The organism is Achromobacter sp. SX5, assembly GCF_056711425.1.
Window position 1 is genome coordinate 3017818 of sequence record NZ_CM160041.1, and the last position, 16360, is coordinate 3034177.

The following is a 16360-nucleotide window of genomic DNA, read 5'->3' on the forward strand; positions in this document are numbered from 1 at the left end:
CGCTCAGGCCTTGGCCAGCGCCTGGTCCAGGTCGGCCAGCAGGTCGTCGATATGCTCGATGCCGATGGACAGGCGCACGGTTTCCTCGCGCACGCCCGCCTTCTGCAGTTCTTCCGGATTGAGCTGGCGGTGCGTGGTGGAGGCCGGATGCGTGGCCAGCGATTTGGCGTCGCCGATGTTGACCAGCCGGGTGAAGAGCTGCAGCGCGTCCTGGAAGCGCGCGCCGGCCTCGCGCCCGCCCTTGACGCCGAAGGTGAACAGGCCCGGGGCCTTGCCGCCCAGGTATTTCTGCGCCAGCGCGTGGTCGGGATGGTCGGGCAGGCCCGCGTAGTTGACCCATTCGACTTTGGGATGCTCGCGCAGGAAGTTGGCGACCTTGACCGCGTTCTCGACGATGCGGTCCACGCGCAGCGCCAGGGTCTCGATGCCCTGCAGGATCTGGAAGGCGTTGAAGGGCGAGATCGCCGCGCCGGTATTGCGCAGCGGCACCACGCGGGCCCGGCCGATATAGGCGGCCGCGCCGAAGGCTTCGGTGTAGACCACGCCGTGGTAGCTCACGTCCGGCTCGTTCAGGCGCTTGAAACGGCTCTTGTGCTCGGCCCAGGGGAACTTGCCCGAGTCGATGATGGCCCCGCCCAGGCTGGTGCCGTGGCCGCCCAGGTACTTGGTCAGCGACTGCACCACGATGTCGGCCCCGTGCTCGATCGGGCGCAGCAGGTAAGGCGACGGCACGGTGTTGTCGACGATCAGCGGCAGGCCGTGGCGGTGCGCCAGTTCGGCCAGGGCCGCGATGTCCGTGATGTTGCCCAGCGGGTTGCCGACGGACTCGGCGAAGATGGCCTTGGTGCGCTCGTCGATCTGCGCCTCGAAGCTGGCCAGGTCGGCCGGATTGGCGAAGCGCGTGGTGATGCCGTATTGCGGCAGCGTGTGCGCGAAGAGGTTGTAGGTGCCGCCGTACAGGGTGCTGGAGGACACGATGTTGTCGCCCGCTTCGGCGATGGTCAGGATGGCGTAGGTCACCGCGGACTGGCCCGAGGCCAGCGCCAGCGCGGCGACGCCGCCTTCCAGGGCCGCGACGCGCTGCTCCAGCACGTCGGTGGTCGGGTTCATGATGCGGGTGTAGATGTTGCCCGGCACCTTGAGGTCGAACAGGTCCGCGCCGTGCTGCGTATCGTCGAACGCATAGGCCACGGTCTGGTAGATGGGCACCGCCACCGCGCGCGTGGTGGGGTCGGGGCGGTAGCCGCCATGCACCGCGATGGTTTCTAGCCGCCAGGACTGTTTCGGATCGCTCATGTGTCTCTCTGGTTTCGTTATGGAAGGGAACTGTCCCTCGCTATAGTAGCCGCCCTCCCAGGCGAATGGACCAGAGGCCGCGCGCGGTCAGGGCCGCAGCGGCGCGTCCACGCCGGCGGCGCGCTGCAGCCAGGCCGGCCGGGGCGCGGCGTCCAGCCAGTTCTTGACGATCAGGCCCAGTTCGGTGTCGCCCGATATGCGCAGGCGGCGCTGGAAGAACAGCGTGTCGGCGTCGGTTTCCTGGCGCATCAGCGCCAGCAGCTCGGCCGCCTTGGCGCCCAGCTCCAGTTCGGCCGGCGCGCCGTTCCAGACGGGCCAAAACGCGCCGCGTTTCACGGTGAAGCAGTTGCGCAGGCCCAGGTCCTCGACCGTGATGGCGAAGCTGCGCCCTTCCAGTTCCGGCGGCGGCGCCAGCCATTTGAGGCGGCGCGCCACTTCGAGGCCGGCGACGAAGTGCAGCGACACCAGCGGCGTGGGCAGGCGCCGGCCGATGCGGGCCAGCATGGCGGGCAGGACGATGGGCGGGCTCATGCCGCTTCCTCCAGCAGATCGATGCCCGCGCGGCCATGGAAATAGCCGTTGCAGCGTTCGATGCCCGCCGGCGGCGCCACCGGGACCGGCCGGCGGCCCTGGCGCATCGCGTCGAGCGCGGCCACCGCTTCCAGCGTGCCCGACGATTGCGGACTGACGCGCAGCACCTCCACGCCGAGCGCGGCCAGGCTGGGCGCCAGCGGCAGCAGGTCCAGGCAGGCAGCGGACTGCACCTGGATGCCGTTGATGGCCAGGAAGCCGCGCGATTCGCGGGTGCGCATGTCCAGGCCGTCGGGATGCTCGATGCAGCGGAAACCGCAGTCGTCCTTCTTCAGGCGGAAGTGGCGCGCCGTGAAGCAGCGCGCCGAAAACGCCAGCGCCATGCGGCCCCACACCAAGGCCTCGGCCTCCAGTCCCACGGGCCTTTCCTGCAACAGGCGGCCCAGGGTCTCGGCGTCCATTTCCAGCGGCGCGACGAAGCGCACGGCGCCGCGCTGCGCGAGCCAGTCCAGCGTGCCGCCGTGGTAGGCGTTCAGGTGCGGGCCGGCCACAAATGGGCGACCGGCCAGGTGGCGTATGGCGCCGATCTCGCCAGCCTCGACCGGAAAGTCGTCCTGCTCGCACAGTTTCCTGAGCGCGGCGGCCTCGGCGCCGGTCTCGATCAGCGTGCGGCCCGAGAGGACCACGGTCTTACCGGCGGCGCGCAGGTCGCGCGCCAGGTCCAGCCAGTCGTCGGCGCGCAGCTCGTGGCGGCGGCTGCACACGGTTTCACCCACGTAGAGGATGTCGGCCGGGCTGTCGGCCAGCGCGGCGTAGAAGTCCAGCGTGTCGCGCCGCGGCCAGTAGTACAGCAGGGGGCCGACCGAGATCTGGAAGAAGTTGGGCGTTATTTCCATGGACGTTCGAATGCCCCTTGAGTGACCTGGGAACCCTCGGCATGGCGCGCCAGCATGGCGTTCCATTCGGGGCGCGGAGAAAAACGCGCGGCGTCGGCATGCGCGCTGTCGAGCGCGGCGCGCAGCGTGGACACCACTTGCGTGACGTACGCCGGGCTGCGCTGGCGGCCTTCGATCTTGATGGCGGACACGCCCATCCCGGCCAGGCGCGGCAGCAGGCCGATGGCGTTCAGGCTGGTGGGCTCTTCGAGCGCGTGGTCGGATTGGCCGTCGACCTCGAAGCGGCCCTTGCACAGCGTGGGATACGCGGCCGGCTCGCCCGGTTCGTAGCGGTCGATCAGGATGCCGTTCAGGCGCGCATCCATGCGGCCGTCGGTTTCCTCCCAGCGCACCGCGTGCGCCGGCGAGCACACGCCCTTGTTGTTGGGCGAGTCGCCGGTGGCGTAGGACGACAGCAGGCAGCGGCCTTCGGCCATGACGCACAGGCTGCCGAAGCCGAAGACCTCGACCTCGACGCTGACGTTGGCGCAGATGCGCGCGATCTCGGCCAGCGTCAGCACGCGCGGCAGCACCACGCGGCGGATGCCGAATTGTTCCTTCATGAGCTCAATGGCGTCGGCGTGGGTGGCCGAGCCCTGCACCGACAGGTGCAGGCGCAGGTCGGGATAGCGGTCGCTGGCGTAGGCCAGCAGGCCCGGATCGGCCATGATGACTGCGTCGGCGCCCAGGCCGTGGGCCGCGTCCACGGCGGCGCGCCATTCCTGCGCCCTGCCCGCCTGCACGAAGGTGTTGATGGCGAACAGCACCTGGCGCTTGCGGCTGTGGGCCAGCTCCACGCCGGCGCGGATGTCGGCTTCGGTGAAATTGAGCCCGGCGAAGTTGCGCGCGTTGGTGGCGTTCTTCAGGCCGAGATAGACGGTGTCGGCGCCGGCCTCCAGCGCCGCTTTCAGCGCAGCCAGGCTGCCGGCGGGAGCCACGAGCTCCATGGGTGAGGTTCGAGTATGCATGCCGGCCAGTCTATGGGCCGGGGGCACGCCGGGCCTTGTCGCAGATCAAACGCGGGGGGTGGGATGGCGGCTGGCGCCGCCTGATGGGTTTCGCGCGCTTGATATAGGTGTTCTTGGTTGAGGACGCTCGCGCTACACCCATCCTACGGATGCGTCATCGTAGGATGGGTACAGCGCGAGAGATTCCGCGCAAGAACCCGGCCATCGAACGCGCGAAACCCATCAGGCGGCGCCGGCCGCCCTATTCCTCCACATACAACCCATGCTCCACCGCGTACACCGCCACCTGCACCCGGCTGGTGAGATTGAGCTTCTTCAGCACGTTCTGCACATGGATCTTGACCGTGCTTTCGCTCACGTCGAGTTCGCGCGCGATGACCTTGTTGCTGGCGCCGCGCGCCAGCCACTGCACGATCTGGCGTTCGCGCGCGGTCAGGCGGTGGCGGTCGCCGCTGCCCGCGGCCTGCGCGCCCGCCCCGCCCTGGCCGGCCTGGCCGCGGAACTGCTCGACCAGCTTGGCGGTCATGCTGTCGGCGATCACCGGCTCGCCGCCGGCGGCGCGGCGGATGGCGGCGGTCAGCGCGTCGGCGTCGATGTTCTTGACCAGGTAGCCGCGCGCGCCGCCGCGCAGCGCCTGGCCCAGCTCGTCGGCCTCTTCGGAAACGGTCAGGATGATGACGGCGCAGGACGGCAGGTCCTGCGTCAGCAGCTGCAGGGTTTCCAACCCGGACAGCCCGGGCAGGTTGAGGTCGAGCAGCACCACGTCGGGCTTGAGCTCCTTGGCGCGCTTTAGGCCTTCGACCCCGTCGCCGGCCTCGGCCACGACCTCGAAGTCCGGCTGGCGCTGCAGCAGCAGGCGCACGCCCGAACGGAACAGGGTGTGGTCGTCGACGAGGAGAATACGGATAGGCATGGTCTGGAAAATATCAAGCGGCCTGGCGTTCGCTGCCCGGCAGGTTCAGCCGCACGCGCGTGCCGGCGCCGGGCTGCGATTCGAGTTTTATCATGGCGCGCATGCGGGCGGCGCGCTCGCGCATGATGTGCAGTCCGACGTGAGACTCGCCGCGTTCGGCCACCTCGGCGGGGTCGAACCCCTGGCCGTTGTCGGCCACCAGCAGGCTGAAATCGCGGCCGTTGTCGACGGCGACTTCGACGCGGTCGGCCTCGGAATGCTTGCGCACGTTGGACAGGGCTTCCTGCAGGATGAACAGCACCTGCAGCTGCTGCTCCGGCGGCAGCGGCGCGCCCTGCCCCTGGCCGAAGCGCAGCTCGGTGGCGATGCCGGTCTGGCGGCGGAAGCGCTCCACCGTGTCCTCGATGGCGGCCTGCAGGTCGCCCTGGGCCAGCTTGCTGCGGAAGTTGGTCAGCAGCTCGCGCACGTCCTGGTAGCTTTCGTCCACGCCGGCGCGCAGCAGCGGCAGGATTTCCTCGATTTCGTCGGCGTCGCCGCGCTTGACCGCCGCGTCCAGCATCTGCAGCTGCAGATTCAGGAAATTCAGGCCCTGGGCCAGACTGTCGTGCAGCCCCTGGGCCACCAGCCCGCGCTCCTGCACCACGGCCAGCTGGCGCGCCTGCGCGCCCAGGCGCCGGTTGTCCAGCGCCACGCCCAGGTGCCGCCCCAGCGTTTCCAGCATCTGCGATTCCCCCGGCGTGAGCTGTCGCTCCCGGCGGAAATGCAGCGAGTACGAACCCAGCACCTCGTCGCGCGTGACGATGCGGAACACCGCCACGCTGGCGTAGCCTTCGCGCCGGCAGCTCAGGCTGCTGGCCTGCGCCGCCTTGCTCAGGTCCTGGATGACGATGACGCTCTTTTGGCGCGTGGCCGTGCCGCAATAGCAGTCGTCCACGTTCATGCAATGCTCGGACTCGACCAGCGCGTCGGACAGGCCGACCGAGACCATCAGGTTCAGCTTGTCGGTGGCCGGGTCGAGCGCGCGGATGCTGCCGCCTTCGGCGTCGAACTGCAGCATCACGCGGCGCAGGAAGCCGTCGCACAGCGCCTCGATCTCGTTGGGCTGGTTCAGGAAGGCCGCCATGTCGTAGAGCGCGCCGATGTCGCGGTTCTGCGCGGCCAGCTGGGCGGTTTTTTCCTCCACGCGCCGTTCCAGGCCGGTGTAGAGATCCTGCAATTCGTCGGCCATGCGGTTGTAGCCGCGCGCCAGCACGCCGAACTCGTCCTGGCTTTCCACCGGCAGCCGGGTGCTGAATTCGCGCGCGGCCATGCGCTGCAGGCCGTCGCGCAGGCGCAGCACCGGCGAGATGATCCACAGATACAGCAGGTAGATCATGGCCAGGGTGCCGGCGCTGGCGATGGCGGCCAGCACGCCCTGCGACAGGCGCAGCGAAGCGGTCTTGCCGGCGTTGTCCTGCTCGATCATGCGCACCAGCGAATCGGCGCGCTCGACGAACTCCGGCAGCGTTTCCAGGTAGGCCGCGGCGCTGGGCTGCCCCAGGGCGCGCAGGGCCACCGGTTTCATGATGTCGTTCCAGTAGCTGGCCACTTCCCGCCACTGGAGCCGGATGGCCTCGTCGTTGGGCAGGAACAGCGGACGGGCCGGATTGCCGCGCTCCAGGCGCGCGATGGTGTCGTCCATGACGTCGATCTGCTCGCGCGTGCGGAACTCGCGCCCGGCCTGCGGCCGCATCAGCTCCACCGCCACGCGGTTGGCCCGCATGCGCAGGCTGCCGGTGTCGTTGATGGCCGCGCCGGCGCCTTCCAGCTGCCAGGAGACCCACAGCGTCCAGCTGACCATGGCCAGCACCACCACCAGGGCCACCAGGGAACTGGCGACGATGCGCGTGGACAGCCGGTGCCGGGGCGATGGCAGGCTGTCGGAGTCGGCAGGAGCTGGCGGATTCATGGGGTTGGGAGCGGTCTGCGCCCGTGGAGCGGTATAACGGCCATCAGTGTAGCCCGACGCGCCCGCCGGCCCCGGCCGCGCGGCGGCCCGGACGTTCACATCAGCCCCAGGGCGCGGCAGATGAAGGCCGCGACCTCGGCCGGCTGGCCCAGGGGAAGACACGGCAGTGCGATATCGAGCGGCACGTCGGTCGCCACCGCCAGGAAACCGGGCTCTTCGGCATGCAGCGGCGGCTTGCCCACGGCCGGCCGGTAGACTTCCAGCCGCGGCACCTCGGCGCGCTTGAAGCCTTCGACCAGCACCAGGTCGGCCGGCGACAGGCGCGCCAGCTGCTCGTCCAGCGTGGGTTCGGGCGCGCCGCGCAGTTCGTGGACGATGGCGAAGCGAAACGGCGAGGCGATCATCACCTCCTGGGCGCCCGCCGCGCGAAAGCGCGCGCTGTCCTTGGCCGGCGGCTCCATCTGGAAATCGTGGTGGCTGTGCTTGACCACGTTGACCTTGAGGCCGCGCGCGGCCAGCACCGGCAGCATGGCCTCTATCAGGGTGGTCTTGCCGCTGCCGGACCGGCCGGCGATAGCGAAAACTGGGCTCATCCTAGCTCCGTGAACAATGGGCATACGATGGGCAGAAACGCGTCCGCCCGGGCCGAGTATGCCAGCAAAGCGCCGGCGGCCAGGTCGAAGTACCAGCCATGCAGGGTCAGGCGGCCGGCCTCCAGCGCCCGGCGCACGAAGGACAGCTCTTCCAGGTTGCGCAGCGAGATCAGGATGGAGGCCTGCTCGCAGGCGCGGCGGCGCTCGGCGGGCGTGGCCTCGGGCATCTGCTGCAGCACCCGGCTGCGCGCCGGCTCGGCGATGTCCATCCAGCGCTCGATGTAGTCGGGCTCGCCGCCCGCGTCGGCGCGCCGCGCGGGCCGGCTGCCCGTCCCGCGCTCCATCAGGGTGCGGATACCGCCGCATTGCCCGTGGCCCAGCACGATGACGCGGCTGACCTGCAGCTGCTCGACCGCGAACTGGATGGCCGCCAGCACGCCTTGCAGGCCGCGGTCCATGTTGGACGGCGGCACCAGGTTGGCCACGTTGCGCACGGTGAAGATGTCTCCCGGGTCGCAGCCCAGCAGCATGGCGGGGTCGACGCGCGAATCGCAGCAGCCGATCAGCAGCGTGCTGGGGTGCTGCCCGTCTCGCAGGCTGCGGTACAGCGAGGGCGCGTCCTCGTAGTACTGCTGCTGGAAACGCTGGAAACCGTCGACCAGGCGTTCGATGTCGCGCATATCATCCTCCCGTCTGGGCCATGAACCGTACGATGCGTTCCGGCCGGCTGGAGAACTCGTGCCGCTCCGGCTTGGCCGCGATGCCGGCCCGGATGGCGCGCACCAGGTCGGCGTCGCTCGCGCCTTCGCGCAGCAGCCGGCCCAGCGGCACCTGGTCTTCCTGGCCCAGGCACAGGTACAGCGTGCCGTCCACGCCCAGCCGGACGCGATTACAGCTGGCGCAGAAATGGCGCGACATGGGCGTGATCACGCCCAGCGCCGGCGCGCCATCGCCCGTGCCCCAGTAGCGCGCGGGGCCGCCGCCCGCGGGCGCCAGCGCCGGCACCAGGCCGGCGTCGCGGGCCAGGCGCGCGCCCATCGCGTTCAGGTCGGTATGGCTGAACCCGCGGCCGCACTCGCCCATCGGCATGGGCTCGATCAGACGCAGCACGAAGCCCTGCGCCAGTGCGTAGTCCAGCAACCGGCGCACCTCGGCCTCGGGCGTGGCCGCGTGCACCACGCTGTTGAGCTTGATGGGCGCGAAGCCCGCGCGGCGCGCCGCGTCCAGGCCTTCCAGCACCGATGCCAGGCAGTCGCGGCCGGTGATGCGGCCGAAGGCGGCCGCGTCCAGCGTGTCCAGGCTGACGTTCAGGCGCGTCACGCCGGCGGCGCGCAAGGCCTGTGCGTGGCGCGCGAGCCGGGTGCCGTTGGTCGAGACCGACAGATCCGCCAGCCCCGGCATGGCGGCGATGGCGCCGGCCAGGCCCGCCAGCCCGCGGCGCAGCAGCGGCTCGCCGCCGGTCAGCCGGACCTTGCGCACGCCCAGCCCGGCGAACAGGCCGACCAGGCGCTGCATTTCGGCGTGGTCCAGCCAGTTGGCCGGCGTTTCGAAGCCCTTGAAATCCTTGGGCAGGCAATAGCTGCAGCGCAGGTCGCAACGGTCGGTGACGGACACGCGCAGGTAATCGATGCGGCGTCCGTAGCCGTCTTGCAGCGGTGAAGCGGATGGCGCGTCCATCATGCGGGGCCTGCGCTGTAGACGCGCTCGGGTTCGCCGTCGTCCAGGTCGATGCCTTCGATCCGGGCGCGGCCGACCAGCAGCTTGATGTACTGGCGCCAGGCGGTGTCGCGGCTCATGGCCGTGAGCGCCGCGGCGATCTGGCCGGCCACGTGTTCGTAGGGCAGCAGCCGCCCTTCGATGCGGCGCGTCACCCGCAGGATGTGCAGGCCGTGGCGCGTCTGCAGCAGCTGCGGCAGCAGGCCGCCGGCCGGCAGCGCGAACAGCGCGCGCTCGAACTCCGGCACCGTATCGCCGCGGCCCAGCTGGCCCAGGCTGCCGCCGACCGCGGCCGACGGGCAGTTGGACTGCTCGCGCGCCACCTCGGCAAAGCGCGAGGGGTCGGCCAGCAGCGCTTCCAGCACCATGGTGGCGTGCCCGCGCAGCATGTCCAGGTTCACGCCGGGCGTGACCTGGAACAGGATGTGGTCGGCCTCGACCAGCTCGCCCACCATGAAGCGCTCGGGGTGCATCTGGTAATGGCGGCGGCAGGCCGCCTCGTCGGCCTCGGGCGCGGTCGCCTCGCGGGCCAGCAGTTCGCCGATGGCGGCCTCTTCGTCCGTGGCGTCCAGCCCCTGCCGGCCGGCTTCGTCCAGCAGCACGCGGCGCAGCACCAGGGCGGTGACCGCCGCGCGCATGGGATTGTCGGCCTGCTGGTGCTGCGGCAGTTCCTGTTCCAGATCGGCGTCGTTCAGTTCGACGCCATTGACGATGACGGGCATGTTCGGCTCCTGGTGACGGGGTTCAGCGCGGGCGCACCAGCTGCCAGGCGCGGCCCAGGTACCCCAGCGAGGCGAAGCCGCTCCAGATGTGCACCAGCCGCGTGAACGGGAAGATCAGGAACAGCGTCAGGCCCATGAACAGGTGCGCCTTGAACAGGAACGGCGCGTCCGTGATATGGCTGGCGGCGTCGCCGTGGAAGGTGACGATGTGCTGGGCCCAGGTCATCAGGCGCACCATCATTTCGCCGTCCATGTGGCCGGCCGACACGACGATGGTGGACAGGCCCAGCAGCAGCGTGACCAGGATCCACAGCAGCAGCACCTTGTCGCCGGTGCGCGTGGTGGCGCGGATGCGCGGATCGCTCAGGCGGCGGTGGATCAGGATCGCCAGGCCGATCAGGCAGATGATGCCCATGACCCCGCCGGCCGCCATGGCCACGCCCTGCTTGAACGTATGCGACACGCCCAGCGCGTCCCACACCACCACCGGGGTCAGCAGGCCCACCAGATGGCCGAAGAACAGGCCCAGTATGCCGACGTGGAACAGGATGTTGCCCAGCCGCAGCTGGCCGCGGTGCAGCAGCTGCGAGCTGTCCGACTTCCAGGTGTACTGCTCGCGCTCGAAGCGCACCAGGCTGCCCAGCAGGAAGATGGCGCCCGCGATATAGGGATAGATGCCGAAGAAGAACTGGTTCAGGGTGTTCATGTTGCGTCGTCCTGAAGATTAATGGGCCATGCGCGGATGGAAGCGCACGGTCTGCGCGCCATCGCCCGAGAACGGCCGCAAGAGCGGTTCCACGCCGTCATGGCCGGCGCCGTACATCTCCATGGCCTCGTCCATGTCGCGCACGGGCGCATCGGTCTGCTCGCGCGGGATCACCCGCGACCGGGCGCGCAGCACGGCGAAGACGCAGGCGTAGGGGCTGTCGTCGCGGGCCAGGCGCGCGCCGATCGCCGCCAGCACGTGGATGGCGTCGTCCAGCAGCGCCTGGGCCTGGTCCGGGTCGATCACGCCCAGGAATTCCAGGAACAGCGGCACGTGGTCGGGCAGCTCGGCGGCCACCGGCTCGAAGCCGTGCTGGCGGTAGGTCTGCAGCAGATCCACCATGGCCTGGCCGCGGTCGCGGCTTTCGCCGTGCACGTGCTCGAACAGGTGCAGCGAATGCGAGCGGTTGCGGTCGAAGGTGGCCACGTAGTTCTCCTGCAGCGAAATCAGGTCGTGGGTGGCCAGGTACGCCATCAGCGGCTGCAAGGCCTCTTCGGCGTCGGGATCGTCGGCCAGCGCGGTTTCGATCTCGCCCAGCGCGTCCAGCAGCTCGGGCTCGGGATAACACAGCAAGGCGGAAAGCAGGCGGTACGGACTCATGGTTTTCTCCTTTCCTAGACCGAAGCGGCCTTCTTCTTGCGGGATTTCGGCATCTCGATGAAGATCTCGCTGCCCTGCGGCTTGCGGCCGAACAGGGTGCTGTCCGAAGCGCCGCCCGAGCAGCCGTTGCCGAAGGTGAAGCCGCAGCTGCCCTTCTCGTTGAAGCTGTCCTCGACCATCTCCTTGTGGCTGGACGGAATGACGAAGCGGTCCTCGTAGTCGGCGATGGCCATGATCTTGTACATGTCCTGCACCATTTCCTCGGACAGCCCGACCGGCGCCAGCACGCTGGTGTCGCGCTCGCCATGCACGGTTTCCGAACGCTTGTAGGCGCGCATGGCCAGCATGCGCTCCAGCGCCAGCAGCACCGGGGCCTCCTTGCCGGCGGTCAGCAGGTTGGCCAGGTAGCGCACCGGAATGCGCAGGCTGGAGACGTCCGGGATGATGGCGCTCTTGCCCAGGGTGCGCTGCGGCATCTTGCCCGACTCGGCGGCCGACTGGATCGGCGACAGCGGCGGGATGTACCAGACCATCGGAAGCGTGCGGTATTCCGGGTGCAGCGGGAAGGCGACGCGCCATTGCACCGCCATCTTGTAGACCGGCGAATTGCGCGCGGCCTCCAGCCAGGCTTCCGGAATGCCCTGCTCGCGCGCGGCGGCGATGACCTCGGGCGAGTGCGGGTCCAGGAACAGGTCGAGCTGCGATTCGTACAGGTCCTGCTCGCTGGCCACGGACGCCGCGGACTCGATGCGGTCGGCGTCGTACAGCAGCACGCCCAGGTAGCGGATGCGGCCCACGCAGGTTTCCGAGCAGACCGTGGGCTGGCCGGCCTCGATGCGCGGATAGCAGAAGGTGCACTTCTCGGCCTTGCCGCTGTTCCAGTTGTAGTAGATCTTCTTGTACGGGCAGCCCGAGATGCACATGCGCCAGCCGCGGCACTTGTCCTGGTCGACCAGCACGATGCCGTCGTCTTCGCGCTTGTAGATCGAGCCGGACGGACAGCTTGCCACGCAGGTCGGGTTCAGGCAGTGCTCGCACAGGCGCGGCAGGTACATCATGAAGGTGTTCTCGAAGGTCGAGTACATCTCTTTCTGCACGCCCTCGAACAGCGCGTCGCGGCTGCGCGCGCTGAACTCGCCGCCCAGGTCGTCTTCCCAGTTCGGGCCCCAGTGGATCTTGTCCATCTTCTGGCCGGTCAGCACCGACACCGGCCGCGCCGTCGGCGGCGTCTGCGACAGCGGCGCGTTCTTCAGGTGCTCGTAGTCGAAGGTGAACGGCTCGTAGTAGTCGTCGATCTGCGGCAGGTTCGGGTTGGCGAACAGGTTGGCCAGGATGCGCACCTTGCTGCCCTGGCGCGGTTCGAGCTTGCCGGCGGCGTTGCGGACCCAGCCGCCCTTCCACTTGGCCTGGTTCTCCCATTCCTTGGGATAGCCGATGCCGGGCTTGGTCTCGACGTTGTTGAACCAGGCGTACTCGACGCCGTCGCGGCTGGTCCAGACGTTCTTGCAGGTGACCGAGCAAGTGTGGCAGCCGATGCACTTGTCCAGGTTCAGCACCATGCCGATTTGGGCGCGTATCCTCATGATTGCTTCTCTTCCTCTTGCGATTCTTCGACGAGCGGGCCTTCCAGCCAGTCCACCTTTTTCATCTTGCGCAGCACCACGAACTCGTCGCGGTTGGCGCCCACCGTGCCGTAGTAATTGAAGCCATAGGCCTGCTGGGCGTAGCCGCCGATCATGTGGGTGGGCTTGAGCACCGTGCGCGTGACCGAGTTGTGGATGCCGCCGCGCTTGCCGCTGGTTTCGGCGCCGGGCACGTTCACGATCTTTTCCTGCGCGTGGTACATCAGGCACATGCCCACCGGCACGCGCTGGCTGACCACCACGCGGGCGGTCAGCGTGCCGTTCACGTTGAACACCTCGACCCAGTCGTTGTCGACCAGCCCGGCCTGCCGGGCCTCGGTTTCCGACACCCAGACGTGGGGGCCGCCGCGGCTGAGCGTGAGCATGCGCAGGTTGTCGGAGTACGTGCTGTGGATGCCCCACTTCTGATGCGGCGTGATCCAGTTCAGCACGAGTTCCTTCTCGCCGTTCGGGTAGCGGCCCAGCATGGGCGCCACCGTCTTGGTGTCGATGGCCGGCTTGTACACGCAGAAGCCTTCGCCGAAGTCCAGCATCCAGCGGTGGTCCTGGTAGAACTGCTGGCGGCCGGTCAGCGTGCGCCACGGAATCAGCTCGTGCACGTTGGTGTAGCCGGCGTTGTAGCTGACTTCCTCGCTTTCCAGGCCCGACCAGGTCGGGGCCGAGATGATCTTGCGCGGTTGCGCCACGATGTCGCGGAAGCGGATCTTGTCGTGTTCGCGGCCCAGCGCCAGGTGGGTATGGTCGCGGCCGGTGATCTTGCCCAGCGCCTCCCAGGCCTTGACCGACACGTGGCCGTTGGTCTCGGGCGCGAAGGTCAGGATCATCTCGGCGGCGTCGATGGCGGTGTCCAGGCGCGGACGGCCCTGGCTCACGCCGGCTTCGGCCACGGCCTCGTTCAGGTTGGCCAGCTCGCGCACTTCGTGCTCGGTGTTCCAGCTGATGCCCTTGCCGCCGTTGCCCAGCTTGTCCAGCAAGGGGCCGACCGAGGTGAACTTGCGGTAGATGTCGTTGTAGTCGCGCTCGACCACCGTCATGGTCGGCGCGGTCTTGCCCGGCACCAGGTCGCACTCGCCCAGCTTCCAGTCCTTGGGCTCGAAGGCCTGGCCGAGTTCTCCCGGCGTGTCGTGCATCAGCGGGGTCAGCACCAGGTCGCGGCGCTTGCCCAGGTAGGGGCCGCCGATCTCGCTGAAGCGCTTGGCCAGCAGCTTGTAGATCTCCCAGTCGGTCTTGCTTTCCCACAACGGCTGCACGGCTTCGCTCAGCGGGTGGATGAACGGGTGCATGTCCGAGGTGTTGAGGTCGTCCTTTTCGTACCAGGTGGCCGTGGGCAGCACGATGTCGCCGTACAGGCAGGTCGTGCTCATGCGGAAGTCCAGCACCGTCAGCAGGTCGAGCTTGCCCTGGGCCGCGTCTTCCTGGTAGGTGACTTCGGACGGCCGGATGGCCTGGGCCTCGTCGCCGAACACCGCGTTCTGCGTGCCCAGCAGGTACTTCAGGAAGTACTCGTGGCCCTTGCCGCTGGAGCCCAGGATGTTGGAGCGCCACACGAACATGTTGCGCGGGAAGTTGGCCGGGTCGTCCGGGTTCTCGCAGGCCATGCGCAGTTCGCCGGATTTGAGCTTTTCGGCGGCGTGGGCAACCGGGTCCTTGCCGGCCGCGTCGGCCTCGGCCACCACGTCCAGCGGATTGGTGCGCAGCTGCGGCGCCGACGGCAGCCAGCCCATGCGCTCGGCGCGGGCGTTCAGGTCGATCATGCTGAGGTCGGCGTACTTGGCGCGGTCGGCGGTGGGGCCGAGCACTTCGGTGACGTCCAGCTTTTCATGGCGCCACTGGCTGGTGTGGGCGTAGAAGAACGAGGTGCCGTTCATCTGTCGCGGCGGGCGCACCCAGTCGGCGGCGAAGGCCAGCGGGGCCCAGCCGAACTGCGGACGCAGCTTTTCCTGGCCCACGTAGTGCGCCCAGCCGCCGCCGCTCTTGCCCACACAGCCGCACATCATCAGCATGTTGATGATGCCGCGGTAGATCATGTCCATGTGGTACCAGTGGTTCAGGCCGGCGCCGACGATGACCATGGACTTGCCCTCGGTGTCGTGCGCGTTCTGGGCGAACTCGCGCGCCACCTGGATCACCTGCGCGCGCGGCACGCCGGTGTGCTTTTCCTGCCAGGCCGGCGTGTAGGGCACGTCGTCGTCATAGCTGCCGGCGACGTTGCCGCCGCCCAGGCCGCGGTCCAGGCCGTAGTTGGCCATCTGCAGGTCGTACACCGTGGCCACCAGGGCCTCGCCGCCGTCGGCCAGGCGGATGCGGCGCGCCGGCACGTTGCGCACCTGCAGATCGCCATGCTCGCCGCCGAAGTAGGCAAAGCCCACGCCGACCACGGCGTCGGACCGGCCCAGCAGCGTCAGCGTGGGCTCGATCTCGCGGCCGCTGCCGCCGTCCCTGGATTCCAGGTTCCAGCGTCCGACCTTCTCGCCGCCGTTGACGGCGCCCTCGCCCCAGCGAAAGCCGATGCTGCCGTTGGGCGCGACCAGGTCGCCGCTCTTGGCGTCCAGAACCAGCGTCTTCCAGTCGGGGTTGTTCTGCTCCCCCAGCGCGCCGTCCAGGTGCGAGGCGCGCAGGAAGTGGTCGGGCACGTAGCAGCCGTCGCGCTCCTTCAACTGCACCAGCATGGGCATGTCGGTGTAGCGGCTCACGTAGTCGCGGAAATAGGCCGAGGCGCCGGACAGGTGGAATTCCTTCAGGATCACATGGCCCATGGCCATGGCCAGCGCCGCGTCGGTGCCCTGCTTGGGGGCCAGCCAGATGTCGCCGAACTTCACCATTTCGCCGTAGTCGCTGGACACGGCCACGGTCTTGGTGCCCTTGTAGCGGACCTCGGTATAGAAGTGGGCGTCGGGCGTGCGGGTCTGGGGCACGTTGGAGCCCCACACCATCAGATAGGTCGAGTTGTACCAGTCGGCCGATTCCGGCACGTCGGTCTGCTCGCCCCAGACCTGCGGGCTGGCCGGCGGCAGGTCGCAGTACCAGTCGTAGAAGCTCAGGCAGGCGCCGCCCAGCAGGCTCAGGTAGCGCGCGCCGGCGGCGTAGCTGACCATGGACATGGCCGGGATCGGCGAAAAGCCGATCAGGCGGTCGGGGCCGAACTTCTTGATCGTGTACGCATTGGCCGCGGCGATGATTTCGGTGGCGGTGTCCCAGTCGGCGCGCACGAAACCGCCCAGGCCGCGCACGGCCTTGTAGCGCTTGGCGCGCGCCGGGTCCTGGCTGATCCATTCCCAGGCGGCGATGGGGTCCATGGTCTTGCGGGCCTCGCGCCACATTTCCATCAGGCGTCCGCGGATCATCGGATACTTCACGCGCTGGGCCGAATACACGTACCAGCTGTAGGAAGCCCCGCGCGGACAGCCGCGCGGTTCATGATTGGGCAGGTCCGGCCGCGTGCGCGGATAGTCGGTCTGCTGGGTCTCCCAGGTGATCAGGCCGTTCTTGACGTACACCTTCCACGAGCACGAACCCGTGCAGTTCACGCCGTGGGTCGAGCGCACCACCTTGTCGTGCTGCCAGCGGGCGCGGTAGGCGTTCTCCCAGCTGCGGTCTTCGTTGACCGTCTCGCCGTGTCCGTTCGCGAAGGTGGACTTCACCCTGGACATGAACTTCAAGCGGTCCAGAAAATGGCTCATTCTCTATTCTCCAAGAGCGCCGGCCCGGCCGGCGCATACTGCGATCGAT

At 68.7% G+C, this 16360-nt stretch carries 14 protein-coding genes; all 14 read right to left on the reverse strand.

Annotated elements, in window-relative coordinates; translation table 11 throughout:
* Window positions 1–3 precede the first annotated feature (3 nt).
* The gene (locus AC1M14_RS14205) at window positions 4–1296 is read right to left on the reverse strand and encodes an O-acetylhomoserine aminocarboxypropyltransferase/cysteine synthase family protein (protein WP_102771061.1); all 1293 of its coding nucleotides are present in this window, start codon (window positions 1294–1296) and stop codon (window positions 4–6) included.
* Window positions 1297–1383: 87 nt separating this feature from the next.
* Complete coding sequence (gene ubiT / locus AC1M14_RS14210; protein ID WP_479729857.1) at window positions 1384–1827, reverse strand: ubiquinone anaerobic biosynthesis accessory factor UbiT; 444 nt, start codon at window positions 1825–1827, stop codon at window positions 1384–1386.
* Window positions 1824–2723, reverse strand: a complete 900-nt coding sequence (locus AC1M14_RS14215) for a U32 family peptidase (RefSeq protein WP_111825216.1) — start codon at window positions 2721–2723, stop codon at window positions 1824–1826. Before AC1M14_RS14215 ends, ubiT begins: the two co-directional genes overlap by 4 nt.
* On the reverse strand, window positions 2714–3730 hold the full coding sequence (ubiU, locus tag AC1M14_RS14220) for a ubiquinone anaerobic biosynthesis protein UbiU (protein ID WP_102771058.1): 1017 nt from the start codon (window positions 3728–3730) through the stop codon (window positions 2714–2716). The genes AC1M14_RS14215 and ubiU overlap by 10 nt, the downstream gene beginning before the upstream one ends.
* A 241-nt stretch (window positions 3731–3971) precedes the next feature.
* Window positions 3972–4643: a response regulator gene (locus tag AC1M14_RS14225; RefSeq protein ID WP_479729858.1), complete on the reverse strand. Its 672-nt coding sequence runs from the start codon at window positions 4641–4643 to the stop codon at window positions 3972–3974.
* Between the two features lie 13 nt (window positions 4644–4656).
* A complete protein-coding gene (locus tag AC1M14_RS14230) occupies window positions 4657–6591 on the reverse strand; it encodes a type IV pili methyl-accepting chemotaxis transducer N-terminal domain-containing protein (protein ID WP_479729859.1) in 1935 nt (644 codons plus the stop codon).
* 95 nt (window positions 6592–6686) lie between these two features.
* Window positions 6687–7184, reverse strand: coding sequence for a molybdopterin-guanine dinucleotide biosynthesis protein B (gene mobB / locus AC1M14_RS14235; RefSeq protein WP_479729860.1), 498 nt, complete (start codon window positions 7182–7184; stop codon window positions 6687–6689).
* On the reverse strand, window positions 7181–7864 hold the full coding sequence (locus AC1M14_RS14240) for a carbonic anhydrase (protein WP_102771054.1): 684 nt from the start codon (window positions 7862–7864) through the stop codon (window positions 7181–7183). The genes mobB and AC1M14_RS14240 overlap by 4 nt, the downstream gene beginning before the upstream one ends.
* 1 nt (window position 7865) lies before the next feature.
* The gene (moaA, locus tag AC1M14_RS14245; RefSeq protein ID WP_102771053.1) at window positions 7866–8864 is read right to left on the reverse strand and encodes a GTP 3',8-cyclase MoaA; all 999 of its coding nucleotides are present in this window, start codon (window positions 8862–8864) and stop codon (window positions 7866–7868) included.
* Entirely contained in the window at window positions 8861–9622 is a 762-nt protein-coding gene (locus tag AC1M14_RS14250) for a peptidylprolyl isomerase (RefSeq protein WP_479729861.1), read from the reverse strand. The genes moaA and AC1M14_RS14250 overlap by 4 nt, the downstream gene beginning before the upstream one ends.
* 22 nt (window positions 9623–9644) lie before the next feature.
* A complete protein-coding gene (gene narI, locus AC1M14_RS14255; RefSeq protein WP_479729862.1) occupies window positions 9645–10328 on the reverse strand; it encodes a respiratory nitrate reductase subunit gamma in 684 nt (227 codons plus the stop codon).
* Window positions 10329–10346: 18 nt separating this feature from the next.
* The gene (gene narJ / locus AC1M14_RS14260; protein ID WP_102771050.1) at window positions 10347–10988 is read right to left on the reverse strand and encodes a nitrate reductase molybdenum cofactor assembly chaperone; all 642 of its coding nucleotides are present in this window, start codon (window positions 10986–10988) and stop codon (window positions 10347–10349) included.
* A gap of 14 nt (window positions 10989–11002) precedes the next feature.
* A complete protein-coding gene (gene narH / locus AC1M14_RS14265; protein ID WP_479729863.1) occupies window positions 11003–12571 on the reverse strand; it encodes a nitrate reductase subunit beta in 1569 nt (522 codons plus the stop codon).
* The gene (locus AC1M14_RS14270; RefSeq protein ID WP_111825223.1) at window positions 12568–16311 is read right to left on the reverse strand and encodes a nitrate reductase subunit alpha; all 3744 of its coding nucleotides are present in this window, start codon (window positions 16309–16311) and stop codon (window positions 12568–12570) included. The genes narH and AC1M14_RS14270 overlap by 4 nt, the downstream gene beginning before the upstream one ends.
* Window positions 16312–16360: the final 49 nt, after the last annotated feature.